This is a genomic window from Kitasatospora sp. MMS16-BH015 (genome assembly GCF_002943525.1).
Lineage (GTDB): Bacteria > Actinomycetota > Actinomycetes > Streptomycetales > Streptomycetaceae > Kitasatospora.
The window spans coordinates 4,725,052-4,744,531 of sequence record NZ_CP025394.1 but is presented as its reverse complement, the minus strand read 5'-3'; the positions used below and the strand labels follow the sequence as shown (position 1 = coordinate 4,744,531).

Below are 19,480 nucleotides of genomic sequence, written 5' to 3'. Positions count from 1 at the left end.
CGGTTTGATGGGGTTATGGCATCTCGTGCACGCGTTCGCGCCCCTGAACTGGTCGGGGCTGGTGGTTGGCTCAACACAGGCGGCAAGGATCTGACTCTTGCCGATCTACGAGGTAAGTGTGTCGTTGTAGACTTCTGGACCTTCTGCTGCATCAACTGCCTGCACGTCCTGGACGAGCTGCGGGAGTTGGAGGAGAAGCACCGGGACACGGTGGTGATCGTCGGGGTGCACTCGCCGAAGTTCGTGCACGAGGCCGACCACCAGGCCGTGGTGGACGCGGTGGCGCGGTACGAGGTGCACCACCCGGTGCTGGACGACCCGGCGCTGGTGACGTGGAAGCAGTACGCGGTGCGGGCCTGGCCGACGCTGGTGGTGATCGACCCCGAGGGGTACGTGGTCGCGCAGCACGCCGGGGAGGGGCACGCGCACGCGATCGAGCGGCTGGTCGAGGAGCTGGAGGCCGAGCACGCGGCGAAGGGGACACTGCGGCGCGGAGACGGCCCGTACGTGGCGCCGGAGCCGGTCGCGGGCGACCTGAAGTTCCCGGGGAAGGCCGTGCGGCTGGCCGACGGGCACTTCCTGGTGGCGGATTCGGGGCACCACTCGCTGGTCGAGCTGGCCGAGGACGGCGAGACCGTGGTGCGCCGGATCGGCGACGGCGAGCGCGGGCTGGTGGACGGCGCCGAGCCGCGGTTCAGCGAGCCGCAGGGCCTGGCGCTGGTGCCGGCCGGGCTCGGGCTGGACTACGACGTGGTGGTGGCCGACACGGTCAACCACGCGCTGCGCGGGGTGCGGCTGAGCGACGGCCACGTCACCACGCTGGCCGGCACCGGCAAGCAGTGGTGGCAGGGCTCGCCGACCAGCGGGCCGGCCGGCGAGGTGGAGCTCTCCTCGCCCTGGGACGTGGCCTTCTTCGACGGCGAGGTCTGGATCGCGATGGCCGGGGTGCACCAGCTCTGGGCGTACGACCCGGTGGCCGGCACCGTCCGGGTCGCGGCCGGGACGACCAACGAGGGCCTGGTGGACGGGCCGGTGGCCGAGGCCTGGTTCGCCCAGCCCAGCGGGCTGGCGGTCTCGGCGGACGGCGAGAAGCTCTGGGTCGCGGACTCGGAGACCTCGGCCGTCCGCTGGGTTTCACGTGAAACCGGCGAGGTGCACACCGCCGTCGGCACCGGCCTGTTCGACTTCGGGCACCGGGACGGCGCGGCGGAGCAGGCGCTGCTCCAGCACCCGCTCGGGGTGACGGTGCTGCCGGACGGCTCGGTGGCGATCTGCGACACGTACAACCACGCGCTGCGCCGGTACGACCCGGCGAGCGGGGAGGTGTCCACGCTGGCCACCGACCTGCGGGAGCCCTCGGGCGCGGTGCTGGTGGAGGGTGACCTGGTGGTGGTCGAGTCGGCGCGGCACCGGCTGACCAGGCTGCGGCTGCCCGAGGAGGCCGTCCGGGTCGAGGCGGTGGCGCACCGCACCCAGCGGGCCGCCACCGAGGTGGCGGCGGGCGCGCTACAGCTGGACGTGATCTTCGAGGCGCCGAGCGGGCAGAAGCTGGACGAGCGGTACGGGCCCTCCACCCGGCTGCTGGTCAGCTCCACCCCGCCGGAGCTGCTGGCCTCCGGCGCCGGGGCGGACACCGCGCTCTCCCGCGAGCTGGTGCTCGCCGAGGGCGTCACCGAGGGCGTGCTGCACGTCTCGGCGATGGCCGCCTCCTGCGACGACGACCCCGAGATCGAGTACCCGGCCTGCCACGTGCACCAGCAGGACTGGGGCGTGCCGGTGCGGCTCACGGCCGGTGGCGCCACCCGGCTGCCGCTGATCCTGGCCGGGGCGGACTCCCAGGAGTAGCTCCCAGCCACAGCAGAGTGAAATCACAGGAACTGGGGTGTAACGGGAGCGGGTTCTGGCGCGTCGTAGACGTGTACTACCGTTCTCAAAGATCACGCGCGGCCGCCCGATCATCAGATGTATTCGGGCGGCCCACGCGTCCCCCTACTCCTGCCGAAGGGCTAGCTCCGCGTCCATGCAGAAGCTGCTGACCAAACGCGCCGTCACCCTGCTCGCCGCCTCCGCCGCCGTGCTGAGCGCAGCCTCCCCGGCCTTCGCGGCCGCCCCGGCCCCCACCGCCGGCACCCAGCACGTCAGCTACCGGGGCTACGACCTCCAGGTGCCCGCCTCCTGGCAGGTCGTCGACCTGGAGCAGGCACCCCGAACCTGCGTGCGCTCCGACGTGAACGCCGTCTACCTCGGCACCCCCGGCGCCGACCAGGACTGCTCCGCGCACGGTGTCGGCGGCGCCGCCGACAACCTGGTGATCGAGCCGGCGGCTGCTGCAGGTGACCGGGCCGCCAAGGCCCCCGAGCTGGCGGCCGGCACTGCCGCGCAGCAGTCCGTCCTCGCGCCGGGCGCCGTGGGCCACCAGTTCCGGGCCACCATCGGCGGCACCGGCCTGCTGGTGACGGCGAACTACGCCGACAACGCCTCGGCGGTGAACGGTGTCCTGGCCTCGGCCAAGGTCACCGCCGCCACCACGGCCACCGCGCCCAAGTCGGCGCTCGCGCCCCGCTCGGTGACGCCGAAGAGCAGCGTCGCCCCGAGCACCGTGGCCACCGGATACGGCTTCGATGCCTGTGACGCCCCCTCGGCCAACACCATGCAGACTTGGCGGGCCAACTCGCCGTACCGCACGGTGGGCGTCTACATCGGTGGGATCAACCGCGGCTGCAAGACCCAGGCCAACCTGACCCAGAGCTGGGTCGCCAACCGGGCCAACGAGGGTTGGTCCTTCCTGCCGATCTACGTCGGCCCGCAGGCCACCATCGGTCAGACCATCCCCGCCGACCTGGTCTCTGCCCAGCAGGCCGGCGCCAACGCGGCCGGCGACGCCATCGCCCAGGCACAGGCCCTCGGCTTCCCGACCGGCTCGGTGCTCTACCTGGACGTGGAGAACTACGCCCCCGCCTACCACGACCGCGTGGTGGCCTACATGGCGTACTGGACCAAGCAGCTCAAGGCCCAGGGCTACCGCTCGGGCATCTACTCCAGCGCCTCCAGCGGCATCAAGGACCTGGCCACGCTGTACGCCCAGGGCGGCTACGCCAACCCGGACGTGGTCTGGTCCGCGAGCTGGAACGGCCAGGACAACGTCTCGGACGGTGCCATGGGCCTGCCGGGCCCGGACTACTGGCCGAGTCACCAGCGGGTGCACCAGTTCGCCGGAAACGCCACCGAGAGCTACGGCGGTATCTCGATCAGCATCGACCGCAACTACGTGGACGTGGGCAGCGGCCAGGCTCGGTTCTCCGGTGCCTCGCTGCTGACCGGCGGCTGGGGCGCGTTCTCCCAGACCACCACGGCCGACTTCAACGGCGATCACCAGGCCGACCTGATCGCCCGCAACGACTCCAACGGGAACCTCTACCTCTGGACGGGCAACGGGGCCGGCGGCTTCGCCCGGCCGGTGCTGCTGACCGGCGGCTGGAGCGCGTTCTCGCAGACCACCACCGCCGACTTCAACGGGGACGGCAAGCCCGACCTGATCGCCCGCAACGACTCCACCGGCGAGCTCTACCTGTGGACCGGCGACGGCAACGGCGGCTTCTCCCGCCCGGTGCTGCTGACCGGCGGCTGGGGCGCCTTCTCCCAGACCACCACCTCGGACTTCAACGGCGACGGCAAGCCCGACCTCATCGCCCGCAACGACTCCACCGGCAACCTCTACCTCTGGACCGGCGACGGCAACGGCGGCTTCTCCCGCCCGACCCTGCTCACCAGCGGTTGGGGTGCCTTCTCGCAGACCACCACCGCCGACTTCGACGGTGACGGCAAGGCCGACCTGATCGCCCGCCAGGACTCCACCGGGATCCTGTACCTGTGGCACGGTGACGGCAACGGCGGCTTCGCCACCCGGGAGTACCTGACCGGTGGTTGGGGCGCGTTCTCGCAGACCACCACCTCGGACTTCAACGGCGACGGCAAGGCCGACCTGATCGCCCGCAACGACTCCACCGGCAACCTCTACCTCTGGACCGGCACCGGGGCGTCCTGACCCACCGCCAAGCACGCGAAGGGGCCGACTCCGTCGTACGGAGTCGGCCCCTTCGGCGTGTGCGCTCAGCCCTGGAGGAAGGCGCGGATGGCGTTGGCCAGGTGGTGCGGGTCCTCGGCGCCGCAGAGCTCGCGGGCCGAGTGCATGGAGAGGGCCGCGATGCCGCAGTCGACGGTGGTGATGCCGAGGCGGGCCGCCGTGATGGGGCCGATGGTGGTGCCGCAGGGCATGGCGTTGTTGGAGACGAAGCTCTGCCACGGGACGCCGGCCTTCTCGCAAGCGGTGGCGAAGACGGCCCGGCCGACGGCGTCGGTGGCGTAGCGGTTGTTGACGTTGACCTTGAGGATCGGGCCGCCGTTGGGGAGCGGGTGGTGGCCGGGCTCGTGGCGCTCGCTGTAGTTGGGGTGGACGGCGTGGCCCATGTCGGAGGAGAGGCAGACCGTGCCGGCCAGCGCGCGGGCGCGGTCTTCGGCGGAGCCGCCCCGGGCGTGCACGCTGCGCTCCAGCACGTTGCCGAGCAGGGGGCCCTGGGCGCCGGTGTCGGACTCGCTGCCGGTCTCCTCGTGGTCGAAGGCGGCGAGGACGGGGATGTACGGGAGGCGCTCACCCGCGACCGAGGCGAGGGCGGCGGCGCCGGCGTGCACCGAGAGCAGGTTGTCCAGCCGGGGCGCGGCCAGCAGCTCCTTGTCCCGGCCCAGGTAGCCGGGGGGCTGGATGTCATGGGTCATCAAGTCCCAGCCGAGGATGTCGGAGGCGGCCACGCCCGCACGCTCGGCCACGTACTCGATCAGGGAGCCCTCGGTGACCTCGCCGATCCCCCAGATCGGCGTGAGGTGGCGCTGGCGGTCCAGCTTGAGGCCGTCGTTGACCTGGCGGTCCAGGTGGATGGCCAGCTGCGGGACGCGCAGCAGCGCCTCGTCGATCTGGACCAGCACGGTGGAGCCGTCCCGCAGCACCAGCCGGCCGGAGAGGCCGAGGTCGCGGTCGAGCCAGGTGTTGAGCGGCACGCCCCCGTAGATCTCCACGGCCACCTGGCGCCAGCCCGCCGAGCCGGTGTCCGGGACGGGCTTGACCCGCAGGTTCGGCGAGTCGGTGTGGGTGCCGACCACCCGGAACGGGGTGGCCGGGGTGGCGCCCTCGGGGACGTACCAGGCGATCAGCGCGCCGCCGCGCACGAGGTACCGGCCACCGGCCGCAGCGTCCCACGCGTCCGTCTCGGCCACCCGCCGGAAGCCCACCTTCTCCAGTCGCTCGGCCGCGCTCGCCACGGCGTGGAACGGCGACGGCGACGCGCTCAGGAAGGCGATCAGGTCGTCGGTGTGCGTTCGGTCGAAGTAGGCCGGGCGGGCGGCGGTCGACATGCTGCTCCTGGGTTGAGGGAGGGCTGAAAGCCGGACGGGGAACCCGGTCTCCGACCCCGAGCATATGCCCGTACACGGACACGTCGAGGTGTCTTCAACAACGGTGACACAACGGTGCCAGGCCGGTACGGACCGGTGGGGGCGCGGCTCGGCACCTCGATGGTCGCACAAGCACGGAGGGGGTCTACGCGCTGTGCGTAGACCCCCTCCGTGTGAGGGTGGGTCAGGAGGACCTGGGGTGCCTTAGAAGGCGGCCTCGTCGAGCTCCATGATCGCGTTGTCCACGCCCTCGGCGATCACGCGCTGGGCGGCGGTGGTGGTGAGCACGTTGCGGGCGAAGAAGCGGGCCGCGGCGACCTTGCCCTGGTAGAAGGGGACGTCCTTCTCCGAGGCGCCGGCCTCCAGCTTGGCCAGGGCCACGACGGCCTGACGCAGCAGCAGCCAGCCGACCACCACGTCGCCGGAGACCATCAGCAGGCGGGTGCTGTTGAGGCCGACCTTGTACATGTTCTTGACGTCCTGCTCGACCGAGGAGAGGTCGGCCAGCAGCTTGCCGACGATCGCCTCCAGGTCGCCCGCGGCCTTGGCGAGCAGCTCGCGCTCGGTGGCCAGGGCATCGCCGCCGGAGGCCGCGCCGAGGAACTTCTGGATCTGCTCGGAGACGGCGGTGAGCGCCTGGCCGCCGTCCTTGACGATCTTGCGGAAGAAGAAGTCCAGGCCCTGGATCGCGGTGGTGCCCTCGTAGAGGGTGTCGATCTTGGCGTCCCGGATGTACTGCTCGATCGGGTACTCCTGCAGGTAGCCGGAGCCACCGAAGGTCTGCAGGGACTGGGCGAGCTGCTCGTAGGACTTCTCGGAGCCGTAGCCCTTGACGATCGGCAGCAGCAGGTCGTTGAGGCGCTCGGCGGCCTCGTCCTGCTCGCCGCGCAGGCGGGCGGCCAGCACGTCGTCCTGGGTGGAGGCGGTGAAGAGCACCAGGGCGCGCATGCCCTCCGCGTACGCCTTCTGCATCATCAGCGAGCGGCGGACGTCGGGGTGGTTGGTGATGGTGACGCGCGGGGCGTTCTTGTCCAGGAAGTTGGAGATGTCGGCGCCCTGCACGCGCTCCTTGGCGTACTCCAGCGCGTTCAGGTAGCCGGTGGAGAGGGTGGCGATCGCCTTCGTGCCGACCATCATGCGGGCGAACTCGATGATCTTGAACATCTGGCGGATGCCGTCGACGGTCTCGCCCAGCAGCCAGCCCTTGGCCGGGTGCTTGGCACCGAAGGTCATCTCGCAGGTGTTCGAGGCCTTGAGGCCCATCTTGTGCTCGACGTTGGTGGCGTAGACGCCGTTGCGCTCGCCGAGCTCGCCGGTCTCCCAGTCGAAGTCGTACTTCGGCACGATGTAGAGGCCGAGGCCCTTGGTGCCCGGCTTGCCGCCCTCGGGGCGGGCCAGCACCATGTGGATGATGTTCTCGGACATGTCGTGCTCGCCCGAGGTGATGAAGCGCTTGACGCCCTCGATGTGCCAGGAGCCGTCCTCCTGCTTGATCGCCTTGGTGCGGCCGGCGCCCACGTCGGAGCCCGCGTCGGGCTCGGTGAGGACCATGGTCGAGCCCCAGAGGCGGTCGGTCATCCGCTGGGCGATCTTGAGCTGCTCCTCGGTGCCCTCGTCCGCGATGACGCCGGCGAAGGCCGGGCCGGAGGAGTACATCCAGATGGCCGGGTTCGAGCCGAGGATCTGCTCGGCGAAGGCCCAGATGAGCGAGGCGGGGGTGACCTGGCCGCCGATCGACTCCGGGATGCCCAGGCGCCACCACTCGGCGTCCATGAAGGTCTGGTAGCTCTTCTTGAACGAGGCCGGGACCGGCGCGGTGTTGGTCTCCGGGTCGAAGACCGGCGGGTTGCGGTCGGCGTCGACGAAGGAGGCGGCCAGGTCGTTCTCGGCCAGGCGCGCGATCTCGCTGAGGATGTTCTTCGCGGTGTCGACGTCCATGTCGGCGAACGCACCGGTGCCGTACACCTGCTCGCGGCCGAACACCTCGAAGAGGTTGAACTCCACGTCCCGCAGGTTGGACTTGTAGTGACCCATGGCCGTTTCTCCGGTTCGTCGCTTCCGGGGACCGTCGCTTCGCGCGCCCCACTTACCCACCAGTAGACAACATGATGCTACCCGTAAGTAACTTGTTCAAGGGGGTGAGGGCCAAAAGGCTGCCAAAGCCAGCTATGAACGTGGTCACGTCCCCCGCTAACCTTGGGCGCGTGTACGGCTACGAGCAGACCGGGTACCAGAGCGACCCGTACCAGCAGCAGGCCGGCATGGGCATGCCCGGCGCCGGTGCCTACGGCGACCAGCAGGGCGCTCCCCAGCAGTCCCTGTACCCCGAACCGTCGCCGCCCACGCTCGCGGACGCGGTGCGGGCCTTCACCACGGGCTCGATGCCGGTGGAGGACTTCCAGGCGATCTTCATCACCTCCAAGGTGCACTGCCCGCGCGGCGACCGGCCGGGCTTCCTGGCGCTGCACAACACGCCCACCCCGGTGATCCCGATGTTCTCCTCGCTGAAGGAGCTGCGCCGGTACGCGGGCAAGGACTCCAAGTACTTCAGCGTCACCGGGGCCGAGGTGCTCGACCTGCTGCCGACCGGCTACGGGTTCGCCCTCGACATGGAGGGCGAACACCGCATGGTCTTCGACGCCAAGGCGGTCGAGCAGATGGTGGACTTCACCATGCGCCGGATGTACGGGTAAGGCCTTCCCTCTTTCAGGACCTTCCCTCTTTGACGATCTCGGCGAGCTTGTGCAGGCCGAGACCGACCTCCAGGGCCGCCGTCCGGTGGTCCTCGATGCCCTGGCTGCTGAGCAGGGCGTGCATCAGCCACAGGCGCATCTCGCCCAGGTGGTCCGGCGAGCCGTGCACGTCGTCGAACTCCTTGAAGCGGGCCTGCGGCAGCCGGTCGGCCAGCAGCTTGCCGTCGGCCCGCGGGATGATCTCGTCCCGGGTGGAGACCACGTAGCCGACCGGCACCTGGACAGCGTCCAGCTCCGCCTCGGTCAGGGCCCAGCCGCGCAGCTCGGCGCGCAGGGCCGCCGGGTCGGTGAGGCCGGTGAGGTGGGCCAGGGTCTGCTTGGTGATCGCGGGGACGCTGGTCTCCCACCACTGGTCGTCGGTGAAGAAGGCCGAGACCGGGGCGCCGACGGTGAGCACCCGGCCGATCCGGTCGTCGGTGGCGGCGGCGCGCAGCGCGAGGTGGCCGCTGAAGCTCAGGGTGAGCAGCGAGACGTCGGTGAGCCGGGCCCGGCCCTGGAGGGCGTCCAGAAGGGCCGGCAGCAGGCGCCAGGAGTCGGCCGTGTAGGTCATCCCGTTCTCGCCGACGCCGGGGAACTCGGCGACCACGGCCGCGAAGCCCTGCTTGGCGAACTTGGGCAGCTGCGGTGCCCACTGCTCCTTGGTGGAGACGATGCCGCCCATCACCACGATCAGCGGGCGCGGGTCGGCCGCGTCCAGGCCGGCCGTCCAGGCCCGCACCTTGCCCTTCCCCGGGACGGCCACCTCCAGCGGTTCGATGCCGCCGTGCGCGGTGCGCCAGCGGTCGAAGGCGGCCACCGCGGCCTGCTGGGCCTCGGCCCGCGGCTGGTCGGAGGGGTAGGGGAAGCGGGCCATCGCGTAGTGCGCGCAGGCCTCGAGCTCGCGGCCGCGCGCCGCCAGCGCGTAGGCGGCGGTGTGCCAGACCCTGGCCCAGGAGTGCTCGTCCCCGGGGGTGTCGTTGGTGATCCCGTCCAGGACCTCGGCGACCCGGCGGGCGTCGACACCCTGGCCCCGGGCGTGCAGGCGGGCGTAGCCCTTGAGTTCGTCCAAGTCGTACATGGCTGACCTTCCGGCGAGTCGTCAGTGGATGTGGCCGTCCGGGTGGCGCAGGCCGATCCCGGTGGCGCGGTCGATCGCGATGTGGGCCAGCCAGCCGAGGCCGCCGACCACCAGGGGCTGGGAGAGGGTGACGATGCCCAGCGCGATGGCGGCCGCCGGGGCAATCGGGTGGTGCAGCTCGTTGTAGAGGCCGACCGTCTCCTTCGGCACGTAGCCCGGGCCCGGGGTGGGCCGGCCCCAGCCCTTGGCGAAGGCCAGGTCCGGGCCGAGCAGGCCGGCCCAGAAGGTCCAGGTGAGCGGGCCGGCCAGCACGGTGGCGGCGGTCAGCGCGCCGACCCCGACGGCCGCGCTCAGCAGGCGGCCCTCGGGGTGGCGCCAGGTCCACCGGTCCGGCGGCGGCTCGTGGCTGGTGACGGCGAACGCGGTGCTGCTCATGGGTGCTCCCCTTCGGATGGGTTACCAGTCGGAGTCGGCGCCCTGGTCGGGCTCCTCCTCGCCGAGGGCGTCGATCAGCGCCGAGACCAGGCCGTCGTTGAGCCGGGCGCCGGTCGCCGCCTGGGTGTCGGAGCCGAAGCCGTCGTCGACCACGGCCACGCTGAGCACGTACTCGGGCTCGTCGGTGAAGGTGGCCGAGTACCAGGTGCCGGTGTCGGCCGGTTCGCCGTCCGGGCCGCGCAGCCCGTGGCAGCTGCCGCTGCCGTCCACGCTGAAGCTGCCGAAGGAGGACATCAGGCCGGTGCCGATCGCCTTGGTGTACGCCTCCTTGAGGGTCCAGATCCGCAGCAGCTCGGCGTTGCGCAGCTCGTACGGGAGCGCCTCGACCCGCTTCAGCTCGGTCTCGGTGCACAGGTGCCGGGCCAGGCCCTGGTCGTAGAGCTCGCGGTCGGCCGGCTCCACGTCCACGCCGATCTGGCCCTGGGTGGAGAGGCCGACCAGCAGCAGGCCGTCGGTGTGGCTGATCGAGACGTCCACCGAGTCGTTGCCCCGGATGAACGGGCGGCCCTTGTCCCGGTAGCCGAGCTCGACCTCCTCCGGGCCCACGCCGAAGAGCCGCCCGACGGCGGTCTTCAGCAGGATCCGGGAGGCGGCGAAGCGGATCCGCACGTCCAGGTGGGTCAGCTCCAGGTACTTGGCCCAGTCGCGGCCGAGCAGGCGCTGCAGCCGGGGGCCGGCCGCCCGGTCCGGGCGCCAGTCGTCCAGGTGGGCGTAGACCAGGGCGGTGCCGTACTCCTGGACGCTACGGGTGACGGGCGCCCACGGGCCGTCCCGGCCGGTGATCCTGATCGGTGGCCCGAACGGCTTCGCCGCGGCCGCCTCCACTCCGGTCATGGAACTCCTCCAGTGTCTGCTTGAGATCGCCCAGCACGTCGGCGGCCGTCCCGCCGTCGACGACGCGGTGGTCGAAGGCCAGGCCGAGCCGCATCACCGGCGCGATCACCACCTGGCCGGCCCGGGCCACCGGGCGGTCGGTGACCCGGCCCGCGTTGATCGTCACCGCCGTGCCGCCCACCGAGTGGAACGCCTCCACCGGGCGGTGGCCCAGCGAGCTGACGGCCACCGTGCCGAGGATCTGTGCGCGCCGCTCCGGGCGGCGCAGCGCGGCGGTGAAGGCGAGGCGCCCGAGCGGGGCGGGCAGCCTGCCGAGCTTGCGGACGGCGGTGAACTCCGGGAGGTCGGCGGCGTCCGGCCCCCGGTAGCGGTCGACGGTGTCCTGGATGCCCGCCAGGGTCTGGTGCTCCAGACCCGGCAGCAGGGCGGACAGGACGGTGCGCTGCCCCTCGACCGGGCGGTCGAGGGCGAGTTTGGCGGTCACCGAGGGGAAGCGGGTGACCTTGGGGGTGGCGAGGCGGCCGGGCCAGCCGGGGGCGAGCACCGCGTTCGCCTCCGGGTGGCGGCCGAGCACCTCGCCGACGGCGAGCAGCAGGTAGCTGACCAGGGAGTACCGGCGTTCGCTGCCCGCCCGGTGCGCCGTGACCAGGGTCATGTCCACCTCGGTGTCCAGGTAGACCGGGCGCTGCGCGGCCGCGTACTCCAGGAAGAAGAGCGTGTGCCGGCGCGCCCGGACGGGCTCGGTGCTCACCTGGCCCGCGCTCACGAGGCCGTGGCCAGTCGGTGGATCTGGCCCAGCGAGCGGGCCTCGAGCAGGCGGCCGACCGGCACCTTCCGGCCGGTGGCCTTCTCCAGGGCCGTCACCAGCTTGAGCAGGTGCAGCGAATCCCAGCCGGGGAGCGCGTCGAAGTCGGCCTCCAGCTCGGTGGGTTCGACCTGCAGGCCGATGTCCTCGTTGACCAGCTGGACGAACTCCTCGGTGGTGATGCTCATCCGGGCCCCCTAGATCTTCTCAAGGGCGAAGCCGCCCTTGATCCACTTGCTGGATTCGATGGCGACCGCGAGGGCCCTCTCGCCGGTCTTCATCTCGGCGAGCAGGCGCTCGGTCTGCAGGAACGGCAGGGCGTTGCCGTTGTTGCCGGTGTCGGCGACGCAGGAGATCTCCCGGACGTTCGGGATGTCGAGCTTCTGGTAGATCAGACTGGTCATCCGGCCGGACAGCTGGGGCGGCAGGATGTAGTCCAACTCCTCCACGGACCAGTCGAGTTCACCGAGGAGCTCCCAGAGGATCTCCACCGCCATCACCGGGACGGACTCCTCGATGGCCTTGTAGTCCTCGTTGATGGCCTGCTTGTCGGTGTCCTTGTCGGCCACCCCGAACCACTCGATGGTCTGGCCGGGGGCCCGGCCGAGGCCGGTGAGACGGTTCAACACCCGCCGCAGCGCGACCCGTTGGCCGATCGGCTCGGGGGTGAGCACGGCCGCTCCGGCGCCGTCGCCGAAGAGCACGAAGTTGACCAGCTCGCTGGAGGGGGCGTCGGTCAGGTCGCGGCGCAGGTCGAGGTGCTTGCTGCACACGTCGCCGCCGATCACCAGGCCGGTGCCGCCGGTGGCGGTGACCAGGGTGCGGCCGAGCTCCAGCGCCTGGACGGCGCCGGCGCATCCCGACTGGAGCTGGTAGGTGGGCAGTTGGTCGAGGCCGAGCTGGTCGGCCACGTGGTTGACGGTGGCCGGCATCAGGGTGTCGGGGGTGGCGGTGCCCATCACGATGAAGTCGATCTGCGCCGGGTCGATCCCGGCCGAGGCGATCGCCTTCTCCCCCGCCTGGGCGGCCAGGTCGGCCAGTGACCAGCGCACCTCGTTGGTGCCCACGTCGCGGGCGAAGTGGCGGGTCTTGGTGCCGATGAAGAGCTCCACCCACTCCTGGTTGACCCCGAGGGCCTTGGCCAGCTGCTCGTTGTCCACGGGCGCGCCCGGCAGGGCCGTCCCGATCGAGGCGATGTAGGCCTCGTTGCTCGTCATCGCTGAGTCCTTTCCCAGGCTCATGAGGCCACCGTGACGCGGGTGCGGCGCTCCTCGAAGAAGGTGATCAGGGTGCCGACGGAGCCCAGGTGCGGGAGCAGGTCCTGCACCGGGATCGCCTCGGGCAGGGCGAGCTTCTTCTCGATCCGGGTCTTGAGCTCCATGACCATCACCGAGTCGAAGCCGAGGTCCTCGTACAGCCGCGAGTGCGCGTTCAGCTCGGCCACCGTGTAGCCGCCGACCTGGGCCACGGCCGCCAGCACCGCCTCCGCGGTCGGGCCGGTCAGGCCCGCGCCCCGGCCCAGGGTGAGGCGGGCGCTCACCGGCTGCGGGGCGGCGGCAGCGGGGGCCTCGGCCACCGCCTCCACCACGGCGACCGGATTGCGCCGGACGGGCTTGCTCCAGTACCGGTGGGCGTCGGAGAAGACGTACGGGGCGAGCCGCAGCGCCTGCCGGTCGGCCTCCGGGTAGAAGGCGTCCCAGGCCGGGTTGAGGCCGTCCCGGTGCAGGGCGGCGAGCAGCTCGGCCAGGTGCGGCAGGCCGGGCTCCTCCCCGCGCGGGGCCTGGGCCGGGTGCAGGGTGCGCAGCCCGGCGGGCGGGCGCAGCCGACGGACCAGGCCGCTGAGCACCGGGCGCGGGCCGATCTCCACCACGTGGGTGGGCCCGGCCTCGAAGAGCCGCTCGGCGGCCTCGGCGAAGAGCACCGGGGCGCCCACGTGCTCGACCCAGTACGCCGCGTCCATCGGCTCGTCGTCGCGCAGCAGCCTGCCCCGCACGGTGGAGTAGACCGGCAGCTTCGGGATGCCGCCGCCGACCTCCTCGGCCACCAGCGAGAAGCGCTCCAGCATCGGGGCCATCAGCGGGGAGTGGAAGGCGTGCGAGACCTGGAGCCGCTTGGTCTCCAGCCCCCGCGCGAGGAGCACCGCGTCGATCCGCTCCAGCGCCTTGAGGTCGCCGGAGAGCACCGTGCCCTGCGGGCCGTTGACCGCGCCGATGCCCACCAGCGGCTCGGCGTCCACCAGTTCGCGCAGCTCGGCCACCGGCGCGGGCACCGAGAGCATGCCACCGCCGGAGGGCAGGGCCTGCATCAGCGCCCCTCGGGCGGCGATCAGCCGGGCCGCCTCGGGCAGGCCGAACACCCCGGCGGCCACCGCCGCCGCGTACTCGCCCACGCTGTGGCCGAGCAGCAGCGCCGGGGCGACGCCCAGCTCGTCCAGGGTGCGGGTGAGCGCGTAGCCGACCGCGAACAGCGCCGGCTGGGTGTACCGGGTCAGGTGCACCCGCTCGTCGCCGGAGAGGATCAGCTGCAGCACCGACTCGTCCAGGTGCGGGCGCAGCGCCGCGTCCGCCTCCTCCAAGTGGGCCCGGTAGCGCGGGGATTCGCGGTAGAGCCGGGCCGTCATGGCCGGGCTCTGGGCGCCCTGGCCGGTGTAGAAGAAGGCGGTGCGCGGGCGGCCGGCGGGCTGGGCCGCGTACTGGCCGAGCACCTCCTCGTCCTCGGCGGCCTGGCGCAGCTTCACCGCCAGCTCGGCGGTGTCGGCGGCGGGCAGCGCGAAGCGGACCCGGTGGCCGCCCTTGACCCGGTTGCTGCTCCAGCAGACCGGGCCGACCGGCACCCGGCGCTTGCCGAGCTCGCCGGCCTGGGCCAGCAGGTTGCGGCGCAGCGCCTCCGGGGTGGTGGCGCTGAGCGTGAAGACGCCCACCGAGCCCTCCGGGACGGCCGGGCGCACCGCGCCGGCCGGGGCGGACTCCAGGACCGCGTGGGCGTTGGTGCCGCCCATGCCGAAGCTGGAGAGGCCGGCCACGCTGGTGCCGGCGGGCAGCCGCAGCGGGGCCTTGAGCAGCTTGAGACCGTGCCGGGTCAGGTTGAGCTTGCCGTTCTCCTTGGTGGCGAACCGGCTGGCCGGGACCACCCGGTGGTGCAGGGCGAGGGCCACCTTGATCAGGCCGGCGATGCCGGCGGCGCCCTCGGTGTGGCCCAGGTTGCCCTTGACCGAGCCGAGCGCCATCGGCTTCTCGCGGCGGTTGTGCAGCCCGCCGAGAGCCTTGACCTCGATCATGTCGCCGAGCTCGGTGCCGGTGCCGTGGCCCTCGGTGAAGGCCACGTCCGCGGGCTCCACCCCGGCCCGCTGGTACGCGGCCGAGAGCACCTCCTGCTGCGACCAGCGGTTGGGCGCGGTGATGCCGTTGCTGCGCCCGTCCTGGTTGACGGCGGTGCCGCGGATCACGGCGTAGATCTGCTGGCCGTCGGCCAGGGCGTCCTCGAGGCGGCGGAGCACCACCACGCCGACGCCCTCGCCGCGCCCGATGCCGTCCGCCTCGGAGCTGAACGGCTTGCACCGGCCGTCCGGGGCGGAGAGCCCGGCCTGGGTGTAGAAGATGCCCAGCGCCGGGGTGAGCTGGACGTTGACCCCGCCGGCCAGCGCGTAGTCGCACTCGCCGGAGAGCAGCGCGTTGCCGGCCAGGTGCACCGCGACCAGGGAGGAGGAGCAGGCCGTGTCCACGGCCAGCGAGGGCCCCTTGAGGTCGAGGTGGTAGGAGATCCGGTTGGCCGTCATGCAGTAGCCGTTGCCGGAGCCGACCTGGGCGGTGATCCGGTCGTAGTCGGTCAGGTGCAGCTGGGCCCACTCGTTGCCCATGATGCCGACGAAGACGCCCGTCCGGGTGCCCGCGAGGCTGCTCGGGGCCACCCCGGCGTTCTCCAGGGCCCGCCATGCGGTGTGCAGCAGCAGGCGCTGCTGCGGGTCCATCGCGGCGGCCTCGCGGGGCGAGATGGTGAAGAACTCGTTGTCGAAGACGTCCGGGTCGGCGATGAACCCGCCCTCGGTGGTGTTGGTGCGACCCTCCTCGCCCTCGGGCGAGTAGAAGTCGGCGCCCAGCCATCTGGTGTCGGGCACCTGGCCGACCCCGTCCCCGGAGCGCATCAGCAGGTCCCAGTAGGCGGCTGGGTCCGGCGCTCCGGGGAAGCGGCAGTCCAGGCCGACCACCGCGATGCGGCGGTCAGGCCCGGTCTTCTCGGCGGGGGTGCTCATCGAGAGCTGTCCTGGGCCTGGGCGGCGAACTCCTCCAGCAGGTGGCCGGCCAGCGCCTCGACCGTCGGGTAGTCCCAGGCCGCGGTGGGCTCCAGGATCAGGTCGAAGTCCTCCTCGATGTCGCCGCACAGGCCCAGCGCCGCCACGGAGTTGAGCCCGTACTCGGCGAGCGGGACGGTCGGGTCGATCTCGGAGGGCTGGCGCTTGAGGTAGACCGCGATCCGGTCGGCCAGCCAGACGGTGAGGGATTCGGCGGTGTGCCCGGCCCCGCCTGCGGGCCGGTTGGTGGTGGGGACGGACATGGGGCGCTCCTAGGGTCGGTTCCGGTGGGTGGCTCAGCCCGCGAGGGGCGTGTCGTACAGGTCGTAGCTGCGGTGCTCGGTGAAGCGGCGGACGACCTCCTCGTGCAGCCGCTCCTCGCAGGAGGCGGGCAGCGGGGCCGGCTGCTGGCCGAGCCGCTTGGCCAGGCGGTGCAGGGCGGCGGCGGCCCAGGCCGGGTCGGCCAGGAAGGCGTCCTCCCCGCCGCGGGCCTCGCGCCAGACGCCGAGCACGGCGGAGGCGGCCAGCAGCACCGCGTACCGGTCGGCCAGCGAGAAGCTGCTCGGGCTGGCCAGCGCGGTGCGGTCCTGCGGGGACAACTGGAGGGCGGCTTCCTGGACTTGGCGCAGCTCGTCCATCAACCGCAGGGCCAGGCTCTGGATCGCCCGCTCCTCCGGGTTGGTGGTGGGCAGCTCGTCCACGGCGGCCACCAGCGCGGCCGAGAGGCTGTCCCGGCCGGTGGCCAGGGCGAGTTGCTCGTAGCGGATCGGCGGCAGCGGGCTGCGCGGCTGGAACAGCTCGGCCGGGGCGGGCTCGGCCCGGAACCAGGACTTGCGGGCCAGCCGGGGCAGTTGCGGGATGATGGTGGCCTGGCAGGCGGCCGAGCCGGCGTGGCCGAGGCTGAGCACCGGCAGGTCGCGCACGTGCTTCTGGAAGATCCCGTGCTCGCCCTCGCGGACGTAGAACCGGGCGCCGAGCACGATCGAGAGCTCGTACATCGTCTCGGTCAGGATCTTCGGCACCAGGTACTTGACCGCCGAGGCGTAGACGCTGGTCTCGTCGGGCAGCAGGTGCACCGCGCGGGTGCCGACCAGCGAGAGGCTGTCGCTGATCAGCAGGTCCAGGAAGGCGGTGCCGAGGGTGGACTTGGCGTGCGGGATCTTCAGCAGTGACTTGCCGTAGAGCTCCCGGCTCACCGCGAAGCCGACCACCGTGCGCAGCGCGGTGTCGGCCGCGCCGAGCGCCATGCCGGGGATCGCGCTGCGGGTCATCTGGAAGGATCGCAGGGCGAGTTCGACGCCCTGGCCCTCCGCGCCGACCAGCGCCTCGCCGGGCACCGGGGCCCGGTCGAAGTCCAGGCCGGAGAGGTAGCAGCCGCGCACCCCGACCGTGCCGTAGCGGGGCAGCACCCGCAGCCGCTCGGTGTCGATCCGGGCCCGCTCGACCATCAGCACCGAGTGGCTGCGGCTGCCCGGGGCCTGCGAGGTGCGGCTGAACAGCAGCCAGGCGGCGGCTCGGCCGGCGTTGTTGATGACCTGCTTCTCGCCGTCGAGCAGGTAGCCGCCCTCGGCCGAGGGGCGGGCCTCGAACTCGTTGCGCACGAAGTCGTTGCCGTGCGCCAGCTCGTGGTACGCCACCGAGACCTTGCCGCCGCGCAGCAGGATGTCCGCCAGCTTGCGCTGCTGGGCCTCGCTGCCGGCCGCCCAGACGTTGACCGAGGCCATGAAGGAGGTCACGCCGTAGCCGAGCCCGAGCGCGATGTCCCGGCGGAAGACCTGCCGGACCACCCGGGTCAGGGTGTCCAGCTGCTCCAGCCGGCCGCCCAGCTCGACGGGCACGAACTCGGCGTTGAAGCCGAGGTCGTCCAGGATCTTCTCGCCCTCGGCGGAGAGCTCCCCCGCCTCGTCGGCCTCCAGCAGGCGGGCGAAGCCCACCGGGTTGGTGGCGTCGGTCGGGTCACCGAAGGCCCGCTCGATCTCGGCCACCCGGGCGACGGCGCGGGCCTCCGCTCCGATATCGGGACCGACCACCTGGTCGGCGGCTTGGTTCAGCATGACGTCCCCTCGTCGTTGTGCTTCAGGGCCAGCGGAAGGAGCGAGGGGAGCAGCCCCTCGCCGCGCACTGCCCGGACCTGCTCCAGGAGCGCCTCGGCGGCCTCCCGGTCGTCGGTGGGCTCACCGAGCCGGCCCAGCACCCGGGCCAGCGTGGCGCGCAGCCAGAGCCCGTCCTGCCAGAGCCCGGCGGTGCGGCCCTGCTCGGCTGCCCGGTGGTTGTGCCGCCAGATGCCGAGGGCGGCGGCCGCGGCGAAGCACAGGGCGTAGCTGCGGGCCACGTCGAAGGCCTCGGGCGGCACGTCGGTGAGCGCGTTCTGGTGGGCCTCCATCGCCTCGTGGACGCGGGCCACGGCCGCGACCAGGCGCTCGGCGTGGGCCAGCGCGGGCTTGTACGCCGGGTTGGCGTCCGCCTCCGCGCGCAGCGCCTCGACCGAGCCGGGCAGCGAGGCGATGACGCCGCTGCCGTACCGGGCGACGAGCGAGAGCCGCTCGGGCGCCAGGGGCGGCAGCGGCCGTGCCAGGTCGTACGCCGCGCCGGCACCGTCGAGTCCGCCGGTGCCCCGGCGGTACCCGCGCACCAGCGAGCGGAACTGGCTCACCAGGGAGCTGAGGTTGACGAGGGTGTTGCCGTCGAAGAGGCCGACGATCCGGTGGTCCCGGTCGACCTTCTGGAACATCCCCCGGGCGTGCACGTCCTTGAGGAAGGCCCGGGCGCCGAGCAGCTTGGTGAGGTCGGCGATGACGCCCTCGGTGCCGGTGGGCACCAGGTACTTGGTGACGGCGGCGGTGACCGACAGCTCCTCGGTGAGGGTGTGCACGCCGCGCGAGGCGGTCAGTGCGAGCGCCTCGTCCAGCAGCACGTCGGCGGCGGCTCCGGCCAACAGGTGCCGGGCCTGCGGGAGTTCGACCAGCTTGCGGCCGTAGAGCTCGCGCTCCTCGACGAAGTCGAGCACGATGGCCAGCGCGTGGTCGGCCGCCCCGAGGGAGAGCGCGGCACACATGGTGCGGGTCAGCTGGAGCGCCTTGAGCACGATCTCGATGCCGCTGCCGGCCTCGCCGACCACCGCCGAGCCGGCCACCGGCGCCTCGGTGAAGGCGATGCCGGAGATGTCGGCGCCGCGGATCCCGTGGGTGTGGATCTTCGGCAGGTGGCGGTAACTCTCCTGCGGGATGGCCCGCTTGTCGACCAGCAGCACGCTGAAGGCGCGCGGCCCGGCGGCCGGGTCGGTGCGGGTCAGCAGCGAGAGCAGCGAGCCGCGGGTGGCGTTGTTGATCAGCCACTTCTCGCCGCTGACCAGCCAGCCGCCGTCCTCGGTCGGCACGCCCTGCACCTCGCCGGCCAGCAGGTCGCTGCCGTGGGCGCGTTCGGTCAGGCCGAGCGAGACCGGCAGGCCGGCCTTGATGTCCGCGCCCAGTGCGGTGGCCTGCTCGGGCGAGCCGGCCACCCAGACGCAGACCCCGCCCAGGTAGGTCTTGCCGTGTCCGATCGCCACCGTGAGGTCGCGCCGGGCCACCGTGCGGATCAGCTGGAGCACCTGCTCGTAGGTCTCCAACCGCCCGCCGTACTGGGCCGGGACGTAGTACTCGTGGACGCCGAGCTCCTCCAGCCGCCGGCAGATCGCGGCCGGGAACTCCTCCGTCTCGTCCAGGGCCAGCGAGTTGGCGTGGCTGAACACCACGCCCGGGCCCTCCGGGTCACCGAGGTCGCGTTCCAGCTGCTCGGCCAGCAGGTAGGGAGCGTGGTCCATG

At 72.3% G+C, this 19,480-nt stretch carries 15 protein-coding genes; 3 read left to right on the top strand and 12 right to left on the bottom strand.

Features of this window, described 5'->3' with window-relative positions; genetic code table 11:
- Positions 1-15 precede the first annotated feature (15 nt).
- Positions 16-1,845: an NHL domain-containing thioredoxin family protein gene (locus CFP65_RS20475; protein ID WP_104817540.1), complete on the top strand. Its 1,830-nt coding sequence runs from the start codon at positions 16-18 to the stop codon at positions 1,843-1,845.
- A gap of 175 nt (positions 1,846-2,020) precedes the next feature.
- Complete coding sequence (locus tag CFP65_RS20470) at positions 2,021-4,045, top strand: FG-GAP-like repeat-containing protein (RefSeq protein ID WP_104817539.1); 2,025 nt, start codon at positions 2,021-2,023, stop codon at positions 4,043-4,045.
- A gap of 65 nt (positions 4,046-4,110) precedes the next feature.
- Here CFP65_RS20470 and CFP65_RS20465 read toward each other — a convergent pair whose 3' ends face one another.
- Positions 4,111-5,406, bottom strand: a complete 1,296-nt coding sequence (locus tag CFP65_RS20465) for a M18 family aminopeptidase (protein ID WP_104817538.1) — start codon at positions 5,404-5,406, stop codon at positions 4,111-4,113.
- A gap of 243 nt (positions 5,407-5,649) precedes the next feature.
- Positions 5,650-7,479, bottom strand: coding sequence for an acyl-CoA dehydrogenase (locus CFP65_RS20460; protein ID WP_104817537.1), 1,830 nt, complete (start codon positions 7,477-7,479; stop codon positions 5,650-5,652).
- Positions 7,480-7,649: 170 nt separating this feature from the next.
- Here CFP65_RS20460 and CFP65_RS20455 point away from each other — a divergent pair, with 170 nt between their 5' ends.
- Entirely contained in the window at positions 7,650-8,138 is a 489-nt protein-coding gene (locus CFP65_RS20455) for an SseB family protein (RefSeq protein WP_104817536.1), read from the top strand.
- 13 nt (positions 8,139-8,151) lie between these two features.
- Here the strand turns inward: CFP65_RS20455 and CFP65_RS20450 are convergent, their stop codons facing one another.
- Genes CFP65_RS20450 through CFP65_RS20405 form a run of 10 tightly spaced genes read right to left on the bottom strand, consistent with a single transcriptional unit; the run spans position 8,152 to position 19,479 of the window.
- Positions 8,152-9,255, bottom strand: coding sequence for an alpha/beta hydrolase (locus CFP65_RS20450; RefSeq protein WP_104817535.1), 1,104 nt, complete (start codon positions 9,253-9,255; stop codon positions 8,152-8,154).
- Between the two features lie 21 nt (positions 9,256-9,276).
- Positions 9,277-9,690 carry a DUF4260 family protein gene (locus tag CFP65_RS20445; protein WP_104817534.1) on the bottom strand — a complete coding sequence of 138 codons (414 nt, stop codon included), beginning with the start codon at positions 9,688-9,690 and terminating at the stop codon, positions 9,277-9,279.
- Positions 9,691-9,711: 21 nt separating this feature from the next.
- A complete protein-coding gene (locus tag CFP65_RS20440; protein ID WP_254552485.1) occupies positions 9,712-10,584 on the bottom strand; it encodes a 4'-phosphopantetheinyl transferase superfamily protein in 873 nt (290 codons plus the stop codon).
- The gene (locus tag CFP65_RS20435) at positions 10,493-11,335 is read right to left on the bottom strand and encodes a 2-oxo acid dehydrogenase subunit E2 (RefSeq protein WP_254552484.1); all 843 of its coding nucleotides are present in this window, start codon (positions 11,333-11,335) and stop codon (positions 10,493-10,495) included. Before CFP65_RS20435 ends, CFP65_RS20440 begins: the two co-directional genes overlap by 92 nt.
- 11 nt (positions 11,336-11,346) lie before the next feature.
- Positions 11,347-11,577, bottom strand: a complete 231-nt coding sequence (locus CFP65_RS20430) for an acyl carrier protein (RefSeq protein WP_104817533.1) — start codon at positions 11,575-11,577, stop codon at positions 11,347-11,349.
- A 9-nt stretch (positions 11,578-11,586) separates the two neighbouring features.
- Positions 11,587-12,606, bottom strand: coding sequence for a 3-oxoacyl-ACP synthase III family protein (locus tag CFP65_RS20425; RefSeq protein WP_104817532.1), 1,020 nt, complete (start codon positions 12,604-12,606; stop codon positions 11,587-11,589).
- 20 nt (positions 12,607-12,626) lie between these two features.
- Positions 12,627-15,638 carry a type I polyketide synthase gene (locus tag CFP65_RS20420; RefSeq protein ID WP_104817531.1) on the bottom strand — a complete coding sequence of 1,004 codons (3,012 nt, stop codon included), beginning with the start codon at positions 15,636-15,638 and terminating at the stop codon, positions 12,627-12,629.
- The gene (locus tag CFP65_RS20415; RefSeq protein ID WP_104817530.1) at positions 15,635-15,940 is read right to left on the bottom strand and encodes an acyl carrier protein; all 306 of its coding nucleotides are present in this window, start codon (positions 15,938-15,940) and stop codon (positions 15,635-15,637) included. The genes CFP65_RS20420 and CFP65_RS20415 overlap by 4 nt, the downstream gene beginning before the upstream one ends.
- A gap of 33 nt (positions 15,941-15,973) precedes the next feature.
- Positions 15,974-17,731 (bottom strand): acyl-CoA dehydrogenase, encoded by a 1,758-nt coding sequence (locus CFP65_RS20410; RefSeq protein ID WP_104817529.1) that lies wholly within the window; start codon positions 17,729-17,731, stop codon positions 15,974-15,976.
- Positions 17,725-19,479: an acyl-CoA dehydrogenase family protein gene (locus tag CFP65_RS20405; protein WP_104817528.1), complete on the bottom strand. Its 1,755-nt coding sequence runs from the start codon at positions 19,477-19,479 to the stop codon at positions 17,725-17,727. Before CFP65_RS20405 ends, CFP65_RS20410 begins: the two co-directional genes overlap by 7 nt.
- Position 19,480: the final 1 nt, after the last annotated feature.